Origin of the sequence: Kaistella palustris DSM 21579, assembly GCF_000422265.1 — a bacterium.
Taxonomy (GTDB): domain Bacteria; phylum Bacteroidota; class Bacteroidia; order Flavobacteriales; family Weeksellaceae; genus Kaistella; species Kaistella palustris.
The window spans coordinates 79,708-101,808 of record NZ_AULL01000012.1 but is presented as its reverse complement, the minus strand read 5'-3'; the positions used below and the strand labels follow the sequence as shown (position 1 = coordinate 101,808).

Annotated in this window: 27 protein-coding genes and 1 tRNA gene; 15 read left to right on the top strand and 13 right to left on the bottom strand. The window is 42.2% G+C overall.

The features are described from left to right. Positions 1-58: 58 nt before the first annotated feature. From H562_RS0101630 to H562_RS0101615, 4 genes are read left to right on the top strand one after another with little or no spacing between them, the layout of a single operon-like run. On the top strand, positions 59-268 hold the full coding sequence (locus tag H562_RS0101630; protein ID WP_027375917.1) for a hypothetical protein: 210 nt from the start codon (positions 59-61) through the stop codon (positions 266-268). Next, the gene (locus H562_RS0101625) at positions 261-569 is read left to right on the top strand and encodes a rhodanese-like domain-containing protein (RefSeq protein WP_027375916.1); all 309 of its coding nucleotides are present in this window, start codon (positions 261-263) and stop codon (positions 567-569) included. Before H562_RS0101630 ends, H562_RS0101625 begins: the two co-directional genes overlap by 8 nt. Further along, complete coding sequence (locus tag H562_RS0101620; protein WP_027375915.1) at positions 569-775, top strand: hypothetical protein; 207 nt, start codon at positions 569-571, stop codon at positions 773-775. The genes H562_RS0101625 and H562_RS0101620 overlap by 1 nt, the downstream gene beginning before the upstream one ends. A gap of 30 nt (positions 776-805) precedes the next feature. Continuing rightward, entirely contained in the window at positions 806-1,111 is a 306-nt protein-coding gene (locus H562_RS0101615) for a thioredoxin family protein (RefSeq protein ID WP_027375914.1), read from the top strand. 1 nt (position 1,112) lies between these two features. Here H562_RS0101615 and H562_RS0101610 read toward each other — a convergent pair whose 3' ends face one another. Continuing rightward, a complete protein-coding gene (locus tag H562_RS0101610) occupies positions 1,113-1,874 on the bottom strand; it encodes an amidohydrolase (protein ID WP_034690402.1) in 762 nt (253 codons plus the stop codon). A 122-nt stretch (positions 1,875-1,996) separates the two neighbouring features. On the opposite strand from H562_RS0101610, the gene H562_RS0101605 reads away from it, so the two are divergent. From H562_RS0101605 to H562_RS0101595, 3 genes are all read left to right on the top strand, one after another. Continuing rightward, entirely contained in the window at positions 1,997-2,440 is a 444-nt protein-coding gene (locus H562_RS0101605) for a DUF6646 family protein (RefSeq protein WP_027375912.1), read from the top strand. Between the two features lie 109 nt (positions 2,441-2,549). After that, positions 2,550-3,887, top strand: coding sequence for an RIP metalloprotease RseP (gene rseP / locus H562_RS0101600; RefSeq protein ID WP_027375911.1), 1,338 nt, complete (start codon positions 2,550-2,552; stop codon positions 3,885-3,887). Positions 3,888-3,961: 74 nt separating this feature from the next. After that, a tRNA-Asn gene (locus H562_RS0101595) sits at positions 3,962-4,035 on the top strand. A gap of 177 nt (positions 4,036-4,212) precedes the next feature. Here the strand turns inward: H562_RS0101595 and pepT are convergent. Continuing rightward, a complete protein-coding gene (pepT, locus tag H562_RS0101590) occupies positions 4,213-5,472 on the bottom strand; it encodes a peptidase T (RefSeq protein WP_027375910.1) in 1,260 nt (419 codons plus the stop codon). A 177-nt stretch (positions 5,473-5,649) separates the two neighbouring features. Here pepT and H562_RS0101585 point away from each other — a divergent pair, with 177 nt between their 5' ends. The 3 genes from H562_RS0101585 (at position 5,650) to H562_RS0101575 (ending at position 7,471) form a co-directional block, all read left to right on the top strand. After that, positions 5,650-6,498, top strand: coding sequence for a hydroxymethylglutaryl-CoA lyase (locus tag H562_RS0101585; protein WP_027375909.1), 849 nt, complete (start codon positions 5,650-5,652; stop codon positions 6,496-6,498). An 11-nt stretch (positions 6,499-6,509) separates the two neighbouring features. Beyond that, positions 6,510-6,914, top strand: coding sequence for an OsmC family protein (locus H562_RS0101580; RefSeq protein WP_027375908.1), 405 nt, complete (start codon positions 6,510-6,512; stop codon positions 6,912-6,914). 137 nt (positions 6,915-7,051) lie between these two features. Continuing rightward, positions 7,052-7,471, top strand: a complete 420-nt coding sequence (locus H562_RS0101575; RefSeq protein ID WP_027375907.1) for an OsmC family protein — start codon at positions 7,052-7,054, stop codon at positions 7,469-7,471. A gap of 25 nt (positions 7,472-7,496) precedes the next feature. Here the strand turns inward: H562_RS0101575 and H562_RS0101570 are convergent, their stop codons facing one another. The 3 genes from H562_RS0101570 to H562_RS0101560 all read right to left on the bottom strand — a co-directional run bounded on the left by H562_RS0101570 (position 7,497) and on the right by H562_RS0101560 (position 8,957). Further along, on the bottom strand, positions 7,497-7,823 hold the full coding sequence (locus H562_RS0101570) for an SUF system Fe-S cluster assembly protein (RefSeq protein ID WP_027375906.1): 327 nt from the start codon (positions 7,821-7,823) through the stop codon (positions 7,497-7,499). Positions 7,824-7,892: 69 nt separating this feature from the next. Continuing rightward, entirely contained in the window at positions 7,893-8,588 is a 696-nt protein-coding gene (locus tag H562_RS0101565; RefSeq protein ID WP_027375905.1) for a ribonuclease H-like domain-containing protein, read from the bottom strand. 24 nt (positions 8,589-8,612) lie between these two features. Next, a complete protein-coding gene (locus H562_RS0101560) occupies positions 8,613-8,957 on the bottom strand; it encodes a tRNA-binding protein (RefSeq protein WP_027375904.1) in 345 nt (114 codons plus the stop codon). Positions 8,958-9,145: 188 nt separating this feature from the next. Between H562_RS0101560 and meaB the strand changes: the two genes are divergently transcribed. Continuing rightward, positions 9,146-10,129 carry a methylmalonyl Co-A mutase-associated GTPase MeaB gene (gene meaB / locus H562_RS0101550; protein ID WP_034690397.1) on the top strand — a complete coding sequence of 328 codons (984 nt, stop codon included), beginning with the start codon at positions 9,146-9,148 and terminating at the stop codon, positions 10,127-10,129. 1 nt (position 10,130) lies between these two features. Here the strand turns inward: meaB and H562_RS0101545 are convergent, their stop codons facing one another. Further along, on the bottom strand, positions 10,131-10,661 hold the full coding sequence (locus H562_RS0101545) for a DUF4251 domain-containing protein (protein ID WP_027375902.1): 531 nt from the start codon (positions 10,659-10,661) through the stop codon (positions 10,131-10,133). Positions 10,662-10,763: 102 nt separating this feature from the next. Between H562_RS0101545 and H562_RS0101540 the strand changes: the two genes are divergently transcribed. Together H562_RS0101540 and H562_RS0101535 are read left to right on the top strand one after the other, a co-directional pair. Continuing rightward, positions 10,764-11,573, top strand: a complete 810-nt coding sequence (locus H562_RS0101540) for a M48 family metallopeptidase (RefSeq protein WP_027375901.1) — start codon at positions 10,764-10,766, stop codon at positions 11,571-11,573. 65 nt (positions 11,574-11,638) lie between these two features. Further along, complete coding sequence (locus tag H562_RS0101535) at positions 11,639-11,962, top strand: hypothetical protein (RefSeq protein ID WP_027375900.1); 324 nt, start codon at positions 11,639-11,641, stop codon at positions 11,960-11,962. Positions 11,963-11,998: 36 nt separating this feature from the next. Here the strand turns inward: H562_RS0101535 and H562_RS0101530 are convergent, their stop codons facing one another. The 7 genes from H562_RS0101530 to pgi are packed head-to-tail and all read right to left on the bottom strand — an operon-like array spanning position 11,999 to position 18,797. Further along, on the bottom strand, positions 11,999-12,637 hold the full coding sequence (locus tag H562_RS0101530) for an outer membrane beta-barrel protein (RefSeq protein ID WP_027375899.1): 639 nt from the start codon (positions 12,635-12,637) through the stop codon (positions 11,999-12,001). Beyond that, entirely contained in the window at positions 12,621-13,439 is an 819-nt protein-coding gene (locus H562_RS0101525) for an ABC transporter ATP-binding protein (RefSeq protein WP_027375898.1), read from the bottom strand. The genes H562_RS0101530 and H562_RS0101525 overlap by 17 nt, the downstream gene beginning before the upstream one ends. After that, the gene (locus H562_RS0101520; protein ID WP_027375897.1) at positions 13,439-14,191 is read right to left on the bottom strand and encodes an MlaE family ABC transporter permease; all 753 of its coding nucleotides are present in this window, start codon (positions 14,189-14,191) and stop codon (positions 13,439-13,441) included. Before H562_RS0101520 ends, H562_RS0101525 begins: the two co-directional genes overlap by 1 nt. 38 nt (positions 14,192-14,229) lie before the next feature. After that, positions 14,230-15,597: an exopolysaccharide biosynthesis polyprenyl glycosylphosphotransferase gene (locus H562_RS0101515; protein WP_027375896.1), complete on the bottom strand. Its 1,368-nt coding sequence runs from the start codon at positions 15,595-15,597 to the stop codon at positions 14,230-14,232. 36 nt (positions 15,598-15,633) lie between these two features. Beyond that, positions 15,634-16,266, bottom strand: coding sequence for a 7-carboxy-7-deazaguanine synthase QueE (locus tag H562_RS0101510; RefSeq protein ID WP_027375895.1), 633 nt, complete (start codon positions 16,264-16,266; stop codon positions 15,634-15,636). Next, the gene (locus H562_RS0101505; protein ID WP_027375894.1) at positions 16,259-17,143 is read right to left on the bottom strand and encodes a bifunctional 5,10-methylenetetrahydrofolate dehydrogenase/5,10-methenyltetrahydrofolate cyclohydrolase; all 885 of its coding nucleotides are present in this window, start codon (positions 17,141-17,143) and stop codon (positions 16,259-16,261) included. The genes H562_RS0101510 and H562_RS0101505 overlap by 8 nt, the downstream gene beginning before the upstream one ends. Before the next feature lie 7 nt (positions 17,144-17,150). Further along, on the bottom strand, positions 17,151-18,797 hold the full coding sequence (gene pgi, locus H562_RS0101500) for a glucose-6-phosphate isomerase (protein WP_027375893.1): 1,647 nt from the start codon (positions 18,795-18,797) through the stop codon (positions 17,151-17,153). Between the two features lie 252 nt (positions 18,798-19,049). Between pgi and scpA the strand changes: the two genes are divergently transcribed. Both scpA and H562_RS0101490 read left to right on the top strand, forming a co-directional pair. Further along, positions 19,050-21,167, top strand: a complete 2,118-nt coding sequence (gene scpA, locus H562_RS0101495; RefSeq protein ID WP_027375892.1) for a methylmalonyl-CoA mutase — start codon at positions 19,050-19,052, stop codon at positions 21,165-21,167. Between the two features lie 494 nt (positions 21,168-21,661). Beyond that, positions 21,662-22,087 carry a hypothetical protein gene (locus H562_RS0101490; RefSeq protein WP_156831943.1) on the top strand — a complete coding sequence of 142 codons (426 nt, stop codon included), beginning with the start codon at positions 21,662-21,664 and terminating at the stop codon, positions 22,085-22,087. The last annotated feature ends 14 nt before the right edge of the window (positions 22,088-22,101 follow it).

The window sequence follows — 22,101 nt, the reverse complement described above, 5'->3', positions numbered from 1 at the left end:
AAAAGATATGGGATCTGAGTACATTACGAAAGTAATTCAGTAACTTATAAATAAAAAAATGTTACAGTTTATAAAGAAAAACAGGCTGGGTTTGCTCGGAATCTTAGCGGGCGGCATAGCAGGATTTTGCTACTATTACTTTATCGGCTGCGAAACGGGAAGCTGCGCGATTACCTCCAAGCCGCTAAACTCCTCGGTTTATGGGATGGTAATGGGTTATCTGGTTCTCTCAATGTTTCAGACATCAAAAACTGCTGATCATGTTTGAAGCCGTAAAAAAAATATTTGGACTCAGTACGGTGGATTTTAAATCCCTGGTAGAAAATGGTGCCCAAATAATTGATGTAAGAACGCCTGCAGAATTTAGTGGCGGTCACGTTGGAAATTCTAAAAATATACCCCTGCAGAATCTTGGTTCTGAACTGAACAAACTCGACAAGAAAAAGCCAGTGATCACCTGCTGTGCCAGTGGAATGCGCAGCGCCTCTGCGAAGGCAATTTTGAAACAGAAAGGTTTTGAAGCGTACAATGGCGGCGGCTGGAATGCTCTGCAGAATAAATTGAAATAATGGAAAAGTTTATAAAAAATTGGAATTTAAGAAGGATCATTTATCTGGTCGGTGGCATTTTCTTTGTTCTTATCGCAGTAAATGACAGAACCTGGTGGCTGATTCCTTTCGGTCTATATTTTGTCGCGATGGGGATTTTCCGCTTTGGCTGTGCTTCAGGCAACTGCGAAGTTCCGTTTAAGAATGATCCTAAAATTAATGAGTAAAGTGAAAAACTTTACAGTAAAATTGATGTTATGTCTCAAAAGTTTCAGGAGCTTATAAACTCCGAACGCCCGGTTTTAATAGATTTTTTTGCCACTTGGTGTGGTCCGTGCAAAGTGCAGTCCTCTGTGCTGAATACCGTGAAGGAAAATATTGGCGATTTGGCTCGGATCGTAAAGATCGATATCGATCAGTTCCCCGCGATTGCCAGTGAATATGGAGTGCGCGGCGTTCCCACGCTGGCGGTTTTCAAAGAAGGTAAACTGCTGTACAAGGAGAGCGGCGTACACGATGTAAACCGCCTGACCGATCTGTTGAGAAGTTACGCTAACCGATAAATTACAGTATTTTAAAGGAATCCCTGTCGTCGAGGAAATGAAACTTTCTACGGAATTCCGCAAGTTTTTCTGCATTAAATTCCGCGTTGATGATATTGCCGTTCTTTGCTGAGCAGATATTTCCATCGGCAAAAAAGCAAAACGTGCTTTCTGTATATTTCAGATTATTTCCGTCGGTGCCGACTCGGTTCACCCCAAAAACATAAGCCTGATTTTCTACAGCCCGCGCACGCAACAGAATTTCCCACGCATCAATACGCGAATCCGGCCAATTTGCTACATATAAGATCGCGTCGTAGTCTCCTGAATTTCTGGAAAATACCGGAAAACGCAGGTCATAACAAACCTGAAGCAGAATGCGACAACCTTTAAAATTAATGATGACTCTTTCATTTCCCTGCGTGTACACCTTATCCTCTCCGGAGTATGAAAAAAGGTGTCTTTTATCGTATTGATGATTTATGCCGTCGGCCTCTACAAAATAAAAGCGGTTATAAAACTGACCGTTTTCGGACACTGAAACGCTGCCACAAATCGCCACATTTTTTTCTGCAGCACATTTTTTCATCCAGTTCAAAACCTGGTGAGTGCGGTCGGCAATTTCATCGGGTTTCATATTAAATCCTGTGGCAAACATCTCTGGCAGCACAATCAGATCCGCATTTATGTTTCTGATTTCGTGCACTATATTTTCCAGGTTTGCCTCAATATCCGCCCAAATTATATCGTAACTAAGTGCGGCAATCTTCAAATTATTATTCATAATTATTTGTAAAATGTCATTAAATATACAAAATATCGAAGTCTTTTCTGTACGCACATTTTTCTTTGGCTTTATTTTTGATGGTTTGCAGGCATAATATTAAAACTATAAAATTAAACATTATGAAAAAGCTACTATTGGCGTGCTCAATGTTCTTTTTAGGACAAATGGCTTTCGGTCAGGCATGGAACGGGAAAGGCGATCAAAAAATCCAGGTTGGATTTAACGGCTGGGGTTACGGAACAGGAATTACTGCAACGTACGATTACGGCTTGTCAAACATCATTTCACTTGGTGCGGGTGCAAACTTCTTCTTCGATCATAATAATGATAAATATGACGATGATGATTTCGGCGTGTTTGGCCGTTTAAACTTCCACTTGCAGCAGCCATTAGGACTTCCATCTAACTGGGATATTTATCCGGGAATCGACCTGGGACTTCTTGGGAAGAGCGGAACTTATTTCGGTGCGCACGTAGGCGTAAGATATTTCTTCAACCAGAATGTTGGAATTTATCTTGAAGCCGGTAACAACGGAAGTATCGGAGTTTCTTTCAACTTATAGAACTTCGCAGAATACAGCATAAGGCTCTCCATACTCGGGAGCCTTTTTTTGTGGGGCAAAGATTTTATTAATTCGTATCTTCGCCCATCTTTAATTTTAATAAAAATCAATGACGCTCATTCAATTATTTCAATTTATATTAAGCATCTCAATTCTCGTCATTCTGCACGAACTAGGGCATTTTATCCCCGCCAAACTTTTTAAGACAAAGGTTGAGAAGTTTTATCTCTTTTTTGATCCCTGGTTTTCGATTGCCAAAAAGAAAATCGGCGAAACTGAATACGGCATTGGCTGGCTGCCGTTTGGTGGCTATGTGAAGATCGCCGGTATGGTCGATGAAAGTATGGATACCGAGCAGCTGAATAAACCTCCAGAACCTTGGGAGTTCCGCAGTAAACCGGCGTGGCAGCGACTCATTATAATGCTGGGTGGTGTGACGGTGAATTTCTTCCTGGCCTGGGCCATTTATTCGTGTTTAAGCTATTTCAAGGGTGAGATCTACCACGATAACGCCAAGTTCGAAAGTGGTGTAGCCGTGTCTGCAGCAGGAAAGAAAATGGGCTTGCAGGATGGCGATAAAATTCTGAAGATCGACGGAAAACCGGCGGAGCGTTTGGAAACATCAACCGTAAATATGCTTTTTGCGACAGAAGCTACCGTTTTAAGAAACGGCAAAGAAGTTACCTTCCCAATAAATGAAGATGGTGTGGCCGAAGTTTTAGCAGAAAATGAAGCTAAAGCTTATTTTAGTCCAAGATTCCCTGTGGTTATAGACAGCATAACCCCACGTAGCCCGGCTACGGATGCAGGTTTACAGCGTGGGGATAAAATTACCGGCATCAACGGGCAGCCTGTGCGTTACTTTGATGAACTTGGCAATGTACTTTCTGAGTATAAAAATAAGGAGGTGGTTTTGGATATAGTACGAAACAATACACCTGAAAAAGTAAACGCGCTTGTTAACGGGAAAGGAAAACTTGGTTTTTCAACCGACTTGAAAGTAGCCCAGGCAGAACTTGAAAAAACCAGAGTTGTCAGAAAATATACCCTTGCTGAGGCAATACCACGCGGTCTGGAGCGAACCGTTGATGTTCTTACAATGCAGATCAAGCAGTTTAAGATCATCTTCAACACAAAAACTGAAGGTTACAAAAAAGTGTCGGGCCCGATCGGCATTATCAAGATGATGCCGGAAACGGTAAACTGGGAATTTTTCTGGAGTTTTACGGCCATGTTCTCGGTGTGGCTTGCCTTCTTAAATTTAATTCCCATTCCGGGTCTGGATGGCGGTCATGTGGTATTTACACTTTGGGAAATGATCACCGGCAAACCTGTTCCGCAGAAAGTTTTGGAAAATGCGCAGATGGTAGGCGTTATTTTCCTGCTTGGTTTAATGGTTCTGATCTTCGGAAACGACATCGTGAAGTGGATTACAGGAAAATTTTAAAAATTTAGCAGATAAATTTTGGCAGGAATAAAAAAGTATTTATATTTGCAAACGCTTACAGCAAAGAGCAACACTCCTCTTTAGCTCAGTTGGTTAGAGCATCTGACTGTTAATCAGAGGGTCCTTGGTTCGAGCCCAAGAAGAGGAGCAAAACCATCACAGAAATGTGGTGGTTTTTTTGTGTACTGAACTAAAAATCCTGTTGACCTATAATGTTTTACAGGAATAATTTCAGCCAGTTTCTGATCATTAAACCCAGAAACCTCAAAAAAAAACCACCTCCCCGAATCTGGGAAAGGTGGTTCATTATCTTGAAAGTCTTCTTCTATCTTTTCTTCACCGCTTTGGCAATATTTACAATAACTTTCACCGCTTTCTCCATCGATTCCAGACAAACATACTCGTACGGTCCGTGGAAGTTCAGACCGCCGGCAAATATATTCGGACACGGCAAACCCATATAAGAAAGCTGCGCACCATCGGTACCGCCGCGTATGGCCTTAATTTTAGGTTCCACATTCGCATCTTTCAACGCCTGTTCTGCAATATCGATAATATGCATTTTCCCCTCAAACTGCTGCTTCATGTTGCGGTACTGCTCTTTGATCTCGATCTCCGCAGTTCCTTCACCAAATTTTTTATTGAATTCTGCGACTTTCTGCGCCATGAATTGTTTTCGCGCGTCAAATTTTTCGCTGTCGTGATCACGGATTATATATTGGATCTTCGCTTCAGATACATCGGATTTTAGATCGGTCAGGTGATAGAAACCCTCAAAACCTTTGGTGGTAGAAGGTGTTTCATTTTCCGGCAGCATTTTTATAAACTCGGCAGCCAGAAGTGAGGCGTTTACCATTTGACCAAATGCATAACCGGGATGCACACTCAGTCCATGGATTTTTACTACCGCTCCGGCAGCATTGAAGTTTTCAAATTCAAGTTCGCCGATTTCACCGCCATCCATTGTATAGGCCCATTCGGCGCCAAACTTTTCCACATCAAACTTATGAGCGCCACGCCCAATTTCTTCGTCGGGCGTAAAGCCCAAAGCAATTTTACCATGTTTAATGTCGGGATGAGCCATTAGAAACTCTGCGGCAGTAACAATTTCGGCCACACCGGCTTTATCGTCTGCACCCAGAAGCGTTGTTCCGTCCGTCGTGATCAGCGTTTTCCCGACATAATCTTTCATCGACTTAAATTTGGCCGGCGAAAGTGTAAAACCTGTTTCCTTGTTCAGCAAAAGATCCTTGCCATCATAATCGTCCCAGATCTGTGGGTTCACTCCTTCTCCATTAAAATCCGGCGATGTATCGTAGTGCGAAATGAAACCAACAACGGTTTCATCGTCATTTTCCAGATTCGAAGGAACGTAACCGTACACATACCCGTTTTCATCGATCGAAACATCGCTGAGTCCCAAATCGTTTAATTCCGCAAAAAGCAGATTTGCCATATCCCACTGTTGTGGTGTAGACGGCGTTTCGTCGCTTTCTGGATCACTTGTAGAATAAATCTTCACATATTTCAAAAAGCGGTTCTGCAGTTTCAGTTTCCACTCCAGCGTAAAGTCAATAGTAGTCATATAGCAGTATTTTTAACAAAGTTAAAATTTTAGGCTGAGTTGACAGGCACCAATTATGAATAATTTGCGGATCGCAAAACCTTTAAAACAGCTTTAAATAACTGTAAATCTACGGATTATATTCAGGTTCTATTATTTTTAAACTTTTGGTATATTTGAGAAAGTCAAAAAGTACACATGTTTTTAACCGAATGTCCACGCGATGCAATGCAGGGTTGGGGCGAATTTATACCTACCGACCGCAAAATCGACTATATTAATTCCCTGATGGAGGTTGGCTTTGATGTGCTCGACTGCGGCAGTTTTGTCTCACCGAAAGCAATTCCGCAAATGGCAGATTCCGGAACGGTGCTCGACGAGATCGACAAAGGTATTTCGAATACCAAATTATCCGTAATCGTGGCCAATTACCGCGGTGCTGAGAAAGCGCTGAAACATGATCAGGTCGATATTCTCGGGTTTCCCTTTTCAATTTCTGAAACTTTTCAGCACAGAAATACGAATAAAAGTCAGGAAGAAGCCTTTAACGAAATTCAAAAAATTGTTGAACTGCTGGAAAAGGACGGCCGCGAACTTAATATTTATTTTTCAATGGCCTTCGGAAATCCTTATGGTGAACAATGGAAATGGGAAGATGTAGATCAGTGGGCACAACGCTTCAGCGATATCGGCATTCGCAATATTTTGCTTTCAGATACCACAGGTACCGGAACTGTCGCTCAAATTGAACTTCTTTTTGAAAAAATTCCGCCAAAGTATGAGAATATTGATTTCGGTGCGCACTTTCATAACCGTTATGAAGATTCATACAAAAAGCTATTTGCTGCGTACAGCAACGGTTGCCGCAGGTTTGATTCAGCAATAAAAGGAATTGGCGGCTGTCCCATGGCTAAAGATGATCTGGTTGGAAATATGCCCACGGAACAGGTCATCAATTTTATGTCTGCAGAAAAAATCGAACATTCCTTAAATCTTTTGAATTTCGAAAGTGCTTACAATCAGGCAAAACGTATTTTTCATTTTTAATAATTTCAAATATGACATCTAAAGTAACATATATCGGCGGTTTGCGCTGCGAATCCGAACATCTGCAGTCCGGAACAACCATCACAACCGATGCTCCAACCGATAATCACGGCAAAGGAGAAGCCTTCTCGCCCACAGATCTCTGCGCCACCTCATTGGCGCAGTGTATGCTGACAACAGTAGCGATCCTGGGAAAAGACAAAGGAATAAATATCGAGGGATCGTATGCAGAAATCCAGAAGAACATGAATCCCAAGCCAAGAAAAATTGCAGAGATTGTGTGTGAACTTTTTCTGAAAGGCAATTTTACCGGGTCACAAAAAGAATTTATTAAAGAAACCGCCTTAAACTGTCCGGTTGCACTTTCCCTCAACTCGGAACTTAAGAAAACGGTTACGTTCACCTACGACAACTAGATCCTGCTGCGGCTGGATCAGCCTGAAAATTACCAAAGCGCTTCAGACAAAGGACCGAAGCATTTATTGTTTATGAGAGTATGTGTTTGCGGAACAGCGCAAATTGCTTAACTTTAATAGTAATAAAACACTTTGATATGACTTCTACAATTACTTATTTAGGCGATTTCAAGATCGAATCACAACACGAAAAATCCGGTGCCAAAATCACAACCTGTGCCCCGCTGCGCGAAGGCGGGACCTCAGAAATGTTTTCGCCATCGGATTTGTTTGGAATATCATTTGGCCAGTCGATGCTGATGGCTGTTGCGGTGCTGGGTAAACCGCGCGGCATCGATATTTCCGGCGCCACCTGTGAACTCAAAAAAAGCACTTTTCCTGAACCCAAGCGGATTGGAACCATTTTCTGTATCGTGAGATTTCAACAGAACTTTACGGCAGAACAAAAAGAATTTATCGAAGAAACAGCGCTGAACTGTCCGGTAGCACTTTCAATGCACCCAAATGTGCAGCGAACGGTGATGTTTGAGTACGGCCAGGCATTTTCACAGAACTGAAAACAGTACGGGAAAAGAGTTTATTCTAAATCATACCAAGTTCAAAACGTGCCTCTTCGCTCATCATATCCTTGTTCCATGAAGGTTCAAAGGTAAGTTCCAGGTCTACATCGGTTACTCCTTCTACTTCGCCTACTTTCTCGCGTACTTCTGCGGGTAAGCTTTCTGCAACGGGGCAGTTTGGTGTAGTCAGGGTCATGATCACTTTTACAGCGCCCTCGTCGGAGATCTGTACATCGTAAATAAGGCCAAGTTCATAGATGTCGACGGGAATTTCGGGATCGTAAACAGTTTTTAGATTTTTAATGATATTTTCGCCAAGATCGGCGATTTGGTCGTCGGTATATTTCATAATTGAGAATTGATGAGGCGGGACCGTGTCGGATGGAATGGTAGTTGTAACCTATCAGCACGCTGGTCTCTATTCACTTTTTTGAAGCACATCCTCCTGCCGCATACGACGGAAAACGTTTGCCAAAGTTAACACATCTTTTTCACAATATTGAACTATTCTAAATAAGTCTTTTTCTATATAATAAATCGATGCGACCATAGAACCGTCGATATCATCCTTGGGTGTAGGAATTCCGAAAACATGCGCCAGCAGTTCCAGCGATACAAATGATTTATAATCGCCGAATTTCCAAAGTTCCAGGGTATCCAGATGCGGGATTTCCCAGGGTTTTTTACCATAAAGCTGAAATGGTTTGGGTGGCTGCATTCCATTGATCAAAAACCTCCTTGCAATCCACGGAAAGTCGAACTCTTTACCATTATGCGCACACAGAATAACATCGCGAAGTTTCGGCCGGTTAAAAATTTCACCGAATTCCTGCAGAAGCACTTTCTCATCATCGCCGTAAAAACTTTTCAGCATCAGTTTTTCATTTTTCTCCAGAATGCCTACCGAAATACAGATGATCTTACCGAATTCTGCCATAATTCCACCGCGTTCACGATAAAATTCCGCCGCCGTAAATTCATCTTTTCTTTGGGATTTTGTCTTCTTATCCCAGAGCATTTGGTGGGTTTCCTCCACTTCGTCCCAGTTTCCGAACTGCGGAACAGTCTCAATATCCAGGAACAGAATCTTTTCGAAAGGTATATGTTGCAGCATCAGCAGATTTTTTTAATTGGTAACTTATCCTACATGTGATCCATTCTCAACCGAACGCGTCGTAGTGAGCAGTGTAACTTCGTTTTTGTGGCCATAAACACCAAGCACCAGACATTCGCTGAGGAAATTGGCAATTTGCTTTTTTGGGAAATTTACAACCGCAAGTATCTGCCTGCCCACGAGTTCTTCTTTGCCGTAAAGTGCGGTGATCTGCGCAGAAGATTTCCTGAATCCCAAAGCACCAAAATCAATGGTGAGTTGATACGAGGGATTTCTTGCTTTTGGAAAATCCGATACAGCAACGACTGTTCCCGTGCGGATGTCGATTTTTTCAAAGTCACTCCAGGATATTTCCGGTTTTAATTCCATTTGTTAATTTTTGCAAAAGAAGATAATAAGAATTTCGGAGCAATCGTGCTTTCCTCAATGTTCACATTTGCCACTTTCAAAAATAAAGAATTTTCAGCAACTAAGCTTTTAATAAAAAAGGTGCCGAATCGAATTTCCGATTATTTATAATTAAAAATTTTTCCGAAAAGAATTGTATTTTTGGATGGATGGAAAATTTTTCGACTGAAAAACTTATCGAAGGTATACGAGCGGGCGACAAGCGAATGCTGGGCAAAGCGATCACTCTGGTTGAAAGCAAAAAAGCCGAGCACCGCGACCAGGCCGAAAAGCTGTTAAAAGAAATTATGCCACACACCGGAAATTCGGTACGTATCGGCATTACCGGCGTGCCCGGTGTTGGAAAATCTACATTTATAGAAAGTTTCGGAAAACTGGCTTTGGCTCACGGGAAAAAGGTGGCAGTGCTTGCTGTTGATCCAAGTTCCACAGTGAATAAAGGCTCCATCTTAGGCGACAAAACCCGCATGGAAGAGCTTGCAAAAGAGCCGAATGCCTTTATAAGACCTTCACCAACCTCGGGGTTTCTCGGCGGAATTGCAAATGCCACGTTCGAAACCATGCTGATCTGCGAAGCAGCGGGTTACGATTTTATTTTGATCGAAACGGTAGGCGTGGGACAAAGCGAAGTGTTGGTTTCCGACATCAGCGATGTATTTCTATATTTAAAAATTATCGGCGGCGGTGATGAACTCCAGGGTATAAAACGCGGAATTATGGAAATGGTTGATGTGATTTTCATTAATAAAGTCGACGACGATAACATGCTGAAAGCAAAAGCTACCAAAGTTGAACTGCAGCGCGCGCTGCATTTTCTGCCACCAAAAGAAAAAGACTGGAAAATTCCGGTACTGCTCGGATCCGCACTTAACCAAACCGGCCTCGACGGAGTTTATGAAAAAATAATAGAATTCGTGCAGCTGAAAAAAGAACATGGTACTTTCGAACAGATCCGTAGCGTGCAGGCCGAAAAACGTTTTGATTACTGGGTACAGCAATTGATACTGCAAAAGACAAGAGAAGACCGTTCGGCAGAAAACCTTTATACAATATATAAAAAAAATGCCTCCGATCTGAAGGCAAATCCAGTTTCGGAAGCAAAAAATTTTGTGGCTCAACTCTTCGGCAGGTAATTTATTTTTTTCCTGTCACCGAAGTTACGTAACCGTCATAGGAAATTGACTGTCTGTCGTTTGAGCGAACTGTGAGATAGGCTTTGCCGTTGCTGTAAACTTCCAGGATCATCTGGGTGTCGTTCTGCTGATCTTTGGCTGCAATATTATAAATTACACTTCCTTTTTTACCATCGGTTTTATTGATCGTAAAATCATTAGATGTAAATCGGTACGAATTTTTTTCCTGATTCATAGTCGGCATATACATTCTGCCAAAATATGGCAATTCTGCCTTGATCACATTTTTTCTTATCTCCAGATTATAACCGGGGTCCAGGTTCAGCATTTGTGCAGAACTTGTACGCGGCAGTGAATTCAGCACATTTATCACATCATTACCCGAGGGATTCGCGCGTTCGGCCATAAAGGTAAATTCTCCGGACTGCAAGATTCCGGCGACATTTGACGGTGAAACCGCAGTGTGAGTGGCACAGGAAAGCATTAATAATCCGATAATTCCCGGCAGCATTATTTTAAGTAAATTTTTCATTTTTTTTAAAAAATTACGTGCAAAAATTATGCTATTGAGAAACCCCGAAAATTTAATTGGAATAAAAATTGATTTACGCAGCGTACGTAAAAATTTACTGCTATGAATAAAATAAATAAGTTATTAGGTATAGGTGCATTATCCTTCGCGCTTGTAGCATGTACAACAAATCCAATTACAGGGCGCTCGTCTCTCCAACTCGCAAATAACCAGGAGATTTCGGCAATGGCGCTACAACAATACAGGGAGACTTTGTCCCAATCGAAGGTCATCACGGGCACCACAGCAGCGAAAAGCGTGCAGAATGTTGGTCTACGCATTAAAAATGCCGCAAATAATTATTACCGCAGTATCGGCCGCGAAGGTGATCTCGCCAATTATCAGTGGGAATTTAACCTTCTGGATGATAAACAGATCAACGCCTGGTGTATGCCGGGAGGTAAAGTAGCGGTTTATACCGGAATATTACCTATTACAAAGAATGATACCGGCTTAGCAGTGGTGCTGGGCCACGAAATATCCCATGCTCTGGCAGGACATGGAAATGAAAGAATTTCGCAGGCAATGGTCGCGCAGTATGGCGGGGCTATTTTGGGCAGTACAATTTCCAGCGGGCAGATGGCCGCGATCTTTCAGCAGGTTTACCCGATCGGTGCACAGGTTGCACTGCTGAAATATGGCAGAAATCAGGAATTGGAAGCTGATGAAATGGGCCTTTATCTCATGTCAATGGCGGGTTACGATCCGCGGGAAGCGCAGCCGTTTTGGCAAAGAATGGAAGCGGCATCCACCGGAAACCGACCACCGGAATTCCTTTCAACGCACCCCAGCCCATCCAACAGACGTGCAGACCTGGAAAAACATATGCCGAAAGCGCTGGAATATTACAGAGCAAGCGGCGGAAAAATTTAATTTTCACAAACCGAAAACCTTTTCAAAAAATAGCTAAATTTGAAAAGGTTTTTAATTTAACTCTTATGAAGAATCTCACTTTTGTCGGAGCACTCCTTTTGGGACTGGCTTTCTTACTTTATTATATGTTGCCGGAATTTTCGGTGGTGAAATTGTTTGAACCAATGAATCTTATGGGAATTCTCGCGGGAATTGGGATCGGATTAATTCTCGGTGGTATTGTGGGATATGTAAGCAAAGGGACAGCTCTGCGCGAAGCAGAAAAGAAGAAAGAACTGCAGCGCCTGCGAAAGGTGAATGAAGATCTGGAGAAACAGGCTGCGGAACTGGCGCGGCAGCAAACTGTAACCTACGTTCCCGACGAAAAAAACAATCCTCAGAACTATTAATTCTGAGGATTTCTTTATCATTAAAGCTTTAAACTCTTAAAACTTGTAACCAAGTCCCAGCATAAATAAGCTTGGTCTGTTATCGTAGTTGATTTCCTGATTGGAACCTGCGACCGTATTCACAAATTTTCGCTGATCTTTACTGAACGCACCTTCATACCGCGCGGTCAGGATCAATTTAGAAATCTCACTCTGGAAACCGATCTGGTAACCAACCGTAAATTCCTTTGCATTTACTTTTTGCATAAAACTACCGTAGTTATCATCTTTCGCCAGATTAAAACTTGCAACCGGCCCTAAATAAGCGCTTAAGGTATTACCAAGCAGATTATAACCCAACAGAACCGGGATATCGATCTTGCTGCTTTTCGCTTCCAGTGTTGTAGTTTCTGTATTGGTATCGTTGGAAACGGTGACTTCATTTTTGAAGTTGGAATAGTAGATTTCCGGCATCAAATAAAGTGACATCGGCAGATTTACCTGTAACGATAAGCCCGCGTTGAATCCTGCAATATTTTTTCCCTTTTCGGAAACCGCTGTGGTGGCAGCCGTCTTCAGGTTTTGCCATGTCGCAGAACTCGTAGGAATTAACACATTTGCTTTAGCAGCTACCGAGATCTGGGCCGAAGCAAACAGCGCGCTGGATAGAAGTGCAATACTAAGAATTTTCTTCATTAGGATGGGGTTTAGTGATAATGTTATCGATTGATGTTTTATTGGTTTCCAGGAAATATTCCCGTAATTCTTTAAATAATTCTGAGGAGTAAACGAAATCGATCAGGTTTTTATTGCCTGCGTTAATCAGGATGTCCTTGTTACCTTCCCATTCCTTAATACCTAACCGCAGATATACGATCTTTTCGCCAATGGTCATCACCGAATTCATGTCGTGCGAGTTGATGATCGTAGTGGTATTGTATTCTTTTGTAATTTCCAAAAGTAGATCATCGATGATGTTTGAGGTATAGGGATCCAAGCCGGAATTTGGTTCATCGCAGAAGAGGTATTTCGGATTATTGACAATTGCACGCGCGATAGCCACCCGTTTCTGCATGCCGCCGGAAATTTCTGAAGGGAATTTACGGTTGGCTTTTTCAAGATGCACGCGGCCAATTACCTCGAAAACACGTCTTTTCTTTTCTCTAAAGGAAAGGTTCGTAAACATATCCAGCGGAAAAGTGATGTTTTCTTCCACAGTCATGGAATCGAAAAGCGCGCTCCCCTGAAAAAGGGTTCCGATTTCGGCGCGCAGATTCTGTTTCTCGTCACGGGACATCTTATTAATATCGCGGCCATCAAATAAGATCTCACCTGCCGTCGGCTGATATACATTAAGTAAACTCTTGAGGAACACAGTTTTACCGCTCCCACTCTGACCAATGATGAGGTTTACCTTACCGGTTTCGAAGGTCGTGCTGATTCCTTTCAGAACTTCCACGTTTTCGAAACTTTTTCTTAAATTTTTTACTTCTATCATTAGCTTAGGAACATTTGGGTGAGAATTAAATTCATGATGATGATGGAAACAATGGTCCAAACTACCGCCTGTGTACTTGCCCGGCCTACTTCCAGCGAGCCCCCTTTTACATTATACCCGAAATATGCCGGTATTGTGGCAATAAGAAAGGCGAAAACCGCCGTCTTGAAAAAGGCGTACCAAATAAAATGCTGCGGCATATACATTTGAATTCCAATGATATAATCAGCCTTACTCCAGTTTCCTGTAGCAAGACCTGCAAGATAACCTCCCCAGATTCCAAAGACAATACTTATTGCGATCAACAGCGGATTGAAGATAACACTTGCTAAAATTTTCGGAAGAATGAGAAAGTTGGGAGAGTTTACACCCATGATATCCAGCGCATCGATCTGTTCTGTAACCCGCATGGTACCAATGCTTGAGGCAATATATGAACCCACCTTACCGGCAAGAATTACAGATATAATTGTTGGAGCAAATTCCAGGATCAATACCACCTTTGTAGCGTAACCGATAAAGGATTTTGGGATCGGAAAGGTAGACGCGCTGAAATTATTATACATCTGAATGGATACCACCGCTCCTACAAATATCGAGGTAAACAGAACCAGACCAAAGGAATTAACCCCGAGATCATAAATTTCGCGGACAAAAAGTTTCCCAAAAACCGAAGATTTCTGCGGTCTTTTCATCGTTTTCGACATCAGAAGAAAATACGCGCCGATCTCGCCTAACAGTTTTTTTAACATTGCGCTAAATTAGTGTTTTATTTTTTTTAAAATTTTCTTTAATTGGCATTTTTGTCACCACCAATTACCAGAAAAACGGTTTTCAGAATTATAACCAGGTCAAGACTTAAACTCCAGTTTTTTACATAAAAGGCATCAGCCAGAATCCGTTTCTGCATCTTAATGTCCATATTTCCCATATCGCCGCGCAAACCATTAACCTGAGCCAGGCCTGTAACACCGGGCTTCACAAGACTGCGAACCGAGTAGCGCCCAATCTTGAGCTTATAAAAATCATCAACCAAAAGCATGTGCGGCCGCGGACCTACCACCGACATTTCACCTTTCAGCACATTCAGAAACTGTGGCATCTCATCAAGACTTGTCTTGCGCAGGAACTTGCCGATTTTGGTAATGCGCTTGTCATTTTCGGAAGTGATTTTTTTCGCTGAGTCATCATTAACAAACATCGTGCGAAATTTCAGACAGCCAAAAACCTGATCGTGATAACCGTATCTTTTCTGTACAAAGAAAACGGGACCTTTGCTGCCGGATTTTATCAGGATCGCTACAATAGGGAAAAGCCACGAGCACACAAAAACCAGCATCAACAATGAAAAAACAATATCAAAAGTTCGTTTTACTGTAGAGTTCGTCAGATAATCCAACGGGAATTTAGCGCGTATCAAAACCGGCTGCATCTCAATATACCCAAGATCAAACTGGAAGAAATTATTTTTAACAATACTCGGAATTAGTGAGATCCGTACTTTATGCCGTTCGGCCAGGCGATAGATCTGCTGTTCCTCATTTTTAGCAAAGCCGTTGGTAGAAAGATACATGGTATGGATTTCCTTCTCTTTCCAGAAACGCACGAGATTATCCATATCCGAGCGTGCTTCAAAAGGATATTCGAAAATCCTGAAACCATAATCCTTTCTTTCCGTTAAAATATTTCTAAGGATCTCTGTAGAGGAATCTTCATTCAAGAACATGATATTCCGGTAATTAATCCCTTTGGTCCGCAGATACTTTAAGGTAAAAAAGACGATTGATTTGGTAAGGAACAGCAGCAAAAAAAGCATGATCGCGATCAGAAACCGGTCCTGCTTCAGAAAATCGTTGTTGCTTACTTTTGCCAGCAGGATCACGCCAAAAATAAATATGAAAATGTGTGTGACAAGCCTCTCGAGATAAATGGTGTACGTAAGGTTCCTTGCAATGGAATAAAGTTTTGTACGGCCACTCAGTAAAATCCAGAAGAGTATAAGCAAAGTGAGCGACAGGATATTCTGTTCCCAGATTTCTGCTTCGTACCTGAACTCATTATTCCTGAGGAAAAAAAACAGAAATACGGCGGCAATAACCAAAACGTCGAGCAATATAAAACTGATCTTGAAATACCTGGAATACCGTATCTTCTGCATACTGCCAAATTATATAAAAAGTAAATTTAACATAATTTAAGGAATATTCAAATATTTGTGTGTCTGTACCGAAACCTGCCACTGCGGGTTTGCCATCGCAAACTCTATAATTTTCGGGTACATTTCTGCCCTTTTGCTCCATTCGCTTTGCAGGTAAAGTTTACAGTTTGGCGAAACTTTTGCCGCCTGCGCTTCAGCAAACACAAAATCATTATTGTTGAAAATGATCATTTTCAGTTCGTTTGCCCGGGCATAGATTGCTTCTTTCGGCAGCGCTGTTTTCTTAGGTGAAAGGGTGATCCAGTCCAAAGAGCCGCTCATTTCATAAGCGCCCGAAGTTTCTATATGAATGTCGCAACCAAGCTCCTTTAATCTCTGTGTTAATGGCTCCAGGTTGTACATCAACGGTTCGCCTCCTGTGAGCACAATTGTTTTGCAGTGTTTTGCCGCAGTTTCGGCAATTTCGGCAGTTGACATTAGTGGATGAAGTTCAGCGTTCCAACTTTCCTTCACATCACACCAGTGGCAGCCCACGTCGCAGCCGCCTAAACGGATAAAATAAGCCGCTTTGCCCGTATGTGCACCTTCGCCCTGAAGCGTGTAAAAATGCTCCATCACAGGCAACAGTTTTCCCTCGTTGAGTAATTTATTTTCCTCTTCCTTAATCATTATATACAGACGTTTTATAAGCTAACAGGGTGTTTTTCATGAGCATAGCACGCGTCATGGGACCCACGCCGCCCGGCACGGGAGTAATTGCCGATGCTACTTCGCTGCAGCTTTCAAAATCTACATCTCCCACTAATTTATATCCTTTTTCCGAGGTATCCTCTACTCTGGTAATTCCTACATCAATGACGACGGCCCCGTTTTTAATCATTTCACCTTTCAAAAAATTGGGATCACCCAAAGCCGTAATTACAATGTCGGCATTTTTTGTAAACTCCTCAATATGTGCAGTATAGGAATGAGTAAGTGTTACGGTAGAGTTTCCCGGAAAATCTTTTCTTCCCATCAATATACTCATCGGCTTGCCTACAATACGGCTGCGCCCGATGATAACGCAGTGTTTTCCTTTGGTATCGATTTGATACCGCTCAAGCAGCGCAAGGATTCCGAATGGTGTTGCCGGTAAAAAGGTCGCCATTTCGAGCGCCATTTTTCCAAAGTTTTCAGGGTGGAAACCATCCACATCTTTGCGCGGATCGATGGCCATAATTATCTTTTCCTGATCGATCTGTTTCGGCAAAGGCAGCTGAACGATAAATCCGTCAATATCTTTTGATTTGTTCAGTTCTTCAATTTTTTCTAAAAGCTCGGCCTCAGAAACCGTACTCGAGAACGTGAACAGCGATGATTTGAAACCGACTTCCTTGCAGTCTGTAATTTTATTCCTTACATAGGCCTGGCTCGCACCGTTATTACCCACAAGAATTGCTGCAAGATGCGGCGGCCTTCTGCGGTCGGCCACTATTTTATCGACTTCAATGCGGATTTCATTTTTAATTTCTTTAGAAACTTTAAGTCCGTCAAGAATTGTTGCCATGTTCTGTTTATTTTTTGGTGTTTTCTCTGTAGTAATTCATCAGACCATTCGTAGATGAATCATGAGAGGTTATATTTTCGTGCGTTTTAATTTCGTTTAAGATCTTTCCGGCCAATACCTTTCCGAGTTCCACGCCAAACTGGTCAAAACTGAAAATGTTCCATATAATTCCCTGTACAAAAATCTTGTGCTCGTACAGTGCAATCAGCTGCCCGAGGGAAAACGGAGTAAGTTCATCAAAAAGCAGGGAATTCGTAGGCGTATTGCCGTGAAAGACTTTATAATTTAGAAGCCGCATTACTTCAGCTTCGTCAAGCCCTGAGGTTGCTAATTCGTCACGAACTTCAATATCTGTCTTACCAAACGCCAAAGCTTCGGTCTGTGCAAAAAAATTAGCGAGCAGTTTTTCCTGGTGGTCGGAGATATCGTTTGCCGATTTGTTGTAAGCAATGAAGTCTGCCGGAATTAATTCTGTTCCCTGATGAATCAGCTGGTAGAAGGCATGCTGCCCGTTGGTTCCCGGTTCGCCCCAAATAACAGGTCCCGTTTCATATTCCACAAAATGCCCGTTGCGGTCCACACATTTTCCGTTACTTTCCATATCACCTTGCTGAAGATATGCCGGGAAACGCTCGAGATATTGAGAATACGGCAGAATCGCGTAAGTACCCGCATCAAAAAAATTACGGTACCAGATTCCCAAAAGCGCCATCAGTACAGGCACATTTTCATTAAAGTCAGCAGTTTGAAAATGAAGATCGGTTTCATGTGCTCCCCGTAAAAGCTGCTCGAAATTGTCGTATCCTACTGCAAGAACGATACTCAGACCAATCGCACTCCATAAGGAATAGCGGCCACCAACCCAATCCCAGAATTCAAAGATGTTTTCTTCCGCAATTCCAAAATCTTTCACTGCTTCGGTGTTTGTAGAAAGCGCTACGAAATGTTTTGCAACTTCGCCTGCATTTCCTTTCTGTAAAAACCATTCTTTGGCAGACGCCGCGTTGGTCATGGTTTCCTGGGTGGTAAAGGTTTTGGAAGCGATGATGAAAAGTGTGGTTTCCGGATCCAATTCCTTTACCGTTTCCGCGAGGTGATTGCCATCAACATTTGAAACAAAATGGACATTCAGTCGCGTTTTATAATGCTTAAGTGCCGAGCAAACCATAACCGGACCCAGGTCAGAGCCTCCGATTCCTATGTTCACGACATCCGTAATTTCCTTACCGGAAAAACCTTTGTGAGTACCGGAAATAATTTTTTCGGAAAATGTTTTCATCTGCTCTAGGACCTTCTGGATCGCAGGTTTAATGTTTTCGCCATCCACCAGGATCATTTTGTCTGAAAAATCGCGCAAAGCGGTATGAAGAACTGCCCGGCCTTCTGTTTCGTTGATTTTCTTGCCCGAAAACATGGCCTCAATCGCCGGTTTTACTCCGCATTCGTCGGCCAGATCCTGCAGCAAAGTGAAGGTTTTCTCATCGATTAAATTTTTTGAAAAATCAAAAAGGTAATTTTCCCGCTGTACAGAAAACTGCTTAAAGCGTGCAGCATTGTACTGAAACAGTGTACGCAGATCAAAATCATTATCGGCAAAATGTTCATTCAGAGCTTTCCAGGCGTGGGTTTGGGTCGGATTTATTTTCGGTAGCATCAATTAAAAATTTAAATTAAATACCGACTGCCGTGTGCAGTAATATTTGAAATTTAACGGCAAATTTACGAAAAAAACACCCGAATTCCTGCATCAAAACAGGCCGAACACTGCTTTACACATTCCTTTTCCTTCTTCATAATCGGTTATAGAATCCGAACTTTATAAAAATACCTAATCACATCTTCCCAATACTGTACGGCCATGATTTCAGGGAATATTGTAACTTTACCTTCTACAAATTCAGTGATAATGCGCAAAAAAATTCAGAACCAAAAACCCGATTTTTCAATAAGTAAAGAAGCGCTTTTACCCTACTATTTTGAAAAGGATGGCCTGGACATGAAATCCTCCTACACAGAAAATGACGCAAAGGCCCTTACAGAAAAGGGATATTCTGCCGGAGTTGCGCCCTTCTTACGCGGACCGTATTCCACAATGTACGTTCAAAAACCCTGGACGATCCGCCAGTACGCAGGATTTTCTACAGCGGAAGAATCAAACGCATTTTACAGAAGAAATTTAGCGGCCGGCCAAAAAGGTTTGTCAGTCGCTTTTGATCTCGCTACACACCGCGGTTACGATTCCGATCATCCGAGGGTTCAGGGCGATGTAGGGAAAGCCGGCGTTGCAATAGATTCTGTAGAGGACATGAAGATCCTTTTCAATGAAATACCGTTAGGAGAGATATCAGTATCGATGACGATGAATGGGGCGGTTTTACCGATTTTGGCTTTTTACATTGTGGCCGCAGAAGAACAGGGAGTTTCTCAGGAAAAGCTTTCAGGCACGATCCAGAATGATATTTTAAAAGAATTCATGGTGCGCAATACTTACATTTACCCGCCGACGCCATCAATGAAAATTATTGCTGATATTTTCGAATATACGGCGAAGAATATTCCGAAGTTCAATTCGATCTCAATTTCCGGCTATCACATGCAGGAAGCCGGCGCCACGCCCATCCTGGAAATGGCGTATACTTTAGCAGATGGTTTGGAATATGTACGAACCGGTATAAAAGCAGGAATGAATATCGATGATTTTGCGCCGCGCCTTTCCTTTTTCTGGGCGGTGGGCATGAATCACTTTATGGAGATCGCTAAAATGCGGGCCGCACGTTTTATCTGGGCAAACCTCCTGACACAGTTTGATCCGCAAAACCCAAAATCTCTTGCTTTAAGAACGCACTCGCAAACGTCGGGCTGGAGCCTGACCGAGCAGGAACCTTTCAACAATATTACAAGAACAGCGATCGAAGCCTTATCTGCCGCATTAGGTGGCACGCAGTCGCTGCATACCAATGCGCTGGACGAGGCGATTGCCCTGCCTACAGATTATTCCGCGAAAATCGCAAGAAATACCCAGATCATTTTGCAGCAGGAAAGCGGTATTTGCGATGTGGTAGATCCAATGGGTGGCAGCTATCTGGTAGAAAGCCTCACGCAGCAAATGATTGATGAGGCTATGAAATTCATCGATGAAGTGGAGAAAGAAGGCGGAATGACCAAAGCAATAGAAGCGGGAATCCCAAAGATGCGAATCGAGGAAGCGGCCGCAAAAAAGCAGGCCAAGATCGACAGTGGCGAAGAATTCATCATCGGTGTGAATTCGTTTAAATCCGCCCAGAAACAGATGGAACTTGACATATTAGATATTGACAATTCCGAAGTCCGCCGGAAACAGATCGAAAGATTACAGCAGATCAAAACCGACAGAGATCCTAAACTGGTGGCCGAAATTTTAGAAACCTTAAAAGAAGCCGCAAAATCCGGCGGAGGAAATCTTCTGGAAATCTGCATTGAAGCAGCAAGAAGAAGAGTAACATTGGGCGAGATGAGCGATGCCATGGAAGAAAGTTTCGGGCGGTACAAAGCCAACATCAGAACTATACAGGGAGTTTATGCCATGAATGCAAGCAAGAATGAATATTTTGGGAAAGCACTTTCACTCGCCGAAAAGTTTGAAGAAAGTGAAGGGCGACGGCCACGGATCATGGTCGTAAAAATGGGTCAGGACGGTCACGACCGAGGTGCTAAGGTAGTTGCAACGGCTTTTGCAGACATGGGCTTTGATGTGGATGTGGCGCCGCTATTCCAAACCCCGGCGGAAGTGGCTAAACAGGCGGTAGAAAATGACATTCATATCCTGGGCGTTTCGTCATTGGCTGCAGGCCATAAATATCTGGTTCCCGAAGTGGTAGCAGAACTGAAAAAACTTGGCGCAGACGACATCACGATCGTGATCGGTGGCGTCATTCCGAAACAGGATTATGTTTTCCTTTACGAAAACGGCGCCGACTACATCTTTGGTCCGGGTACGAATCTGCCGAAATCTGCGTGCGAGATTTTGGAGGGATTTCTTAAATAGACGACTAGAAGCACAAACAAGGTACAGACAAGCAAAAAAAGTTCTTTTTAAAAAATTCAAGTTTAAATACTCGTTGCTTTAGAAAAGCCATTACAAAAATCCAAATGCTGTAATCTTTGCCTTAAAATTAAGTTTCGGCTAAAGCCAACTCGTTGCTTTAAATAAAAAAAACGTGCTAAAGCCCGTTCCTATTGATTCTGTAAAATTCCTGCGTGAAAACGGAGCGGATTATATTTTCGGACCGGGAATGAATTTGCCGAAATCGGCGTGTGAGATTTTGGAGGGATTTCAATAAAAAATATGATAAAAGCACAGATCCATTAAGATTTAAGGCACAAAAAAAATGTACTATTTTTTAGAAGGTTTATTATTGCTTGTAATTTATAAAAAGAAAAAGATTTAGGTCAAAATATTTATTCTAAATTGGACTGTCGTAAAAGTTGTAGGAAATTATGTATAGGAAGGGAAATACCAACGGATTACTGAAGAATAACATGGAAGAAAAAAATCGAGTAGCCCAGAGTTTATTAATAGGAGTTGTTTTAAGTATAGTGTTTGCTGTTGTTTCTAGAGAAACGACGTATTATTATAAACTTAAAGAAATTACGCCTCAAAAGTGGAATAGGTTAAAGAACGAAAATGCAAAAACATTAAATATGACATCAGAGGATATATTAAATAATTCGATTCGAATGATAGTTGAAACTGATGGCCAACCTGACAAGCAATACGATGAAATGCTAGTGGAAAGTGAAAAAAGGGACGCAAGGAAAAATTTAGAAAACCTTTCTCAGAAACACTTCTATAATTATATGTTTATTTTTTTATCTCTGATTGGAGGTACGGCTGCAGGATATCTTTTGCTACCAATGATAGGTGAAAGAAGTAAACAAAAATTAAAAAAAGATTGTATTCAATAATAGAGGAGAGTATA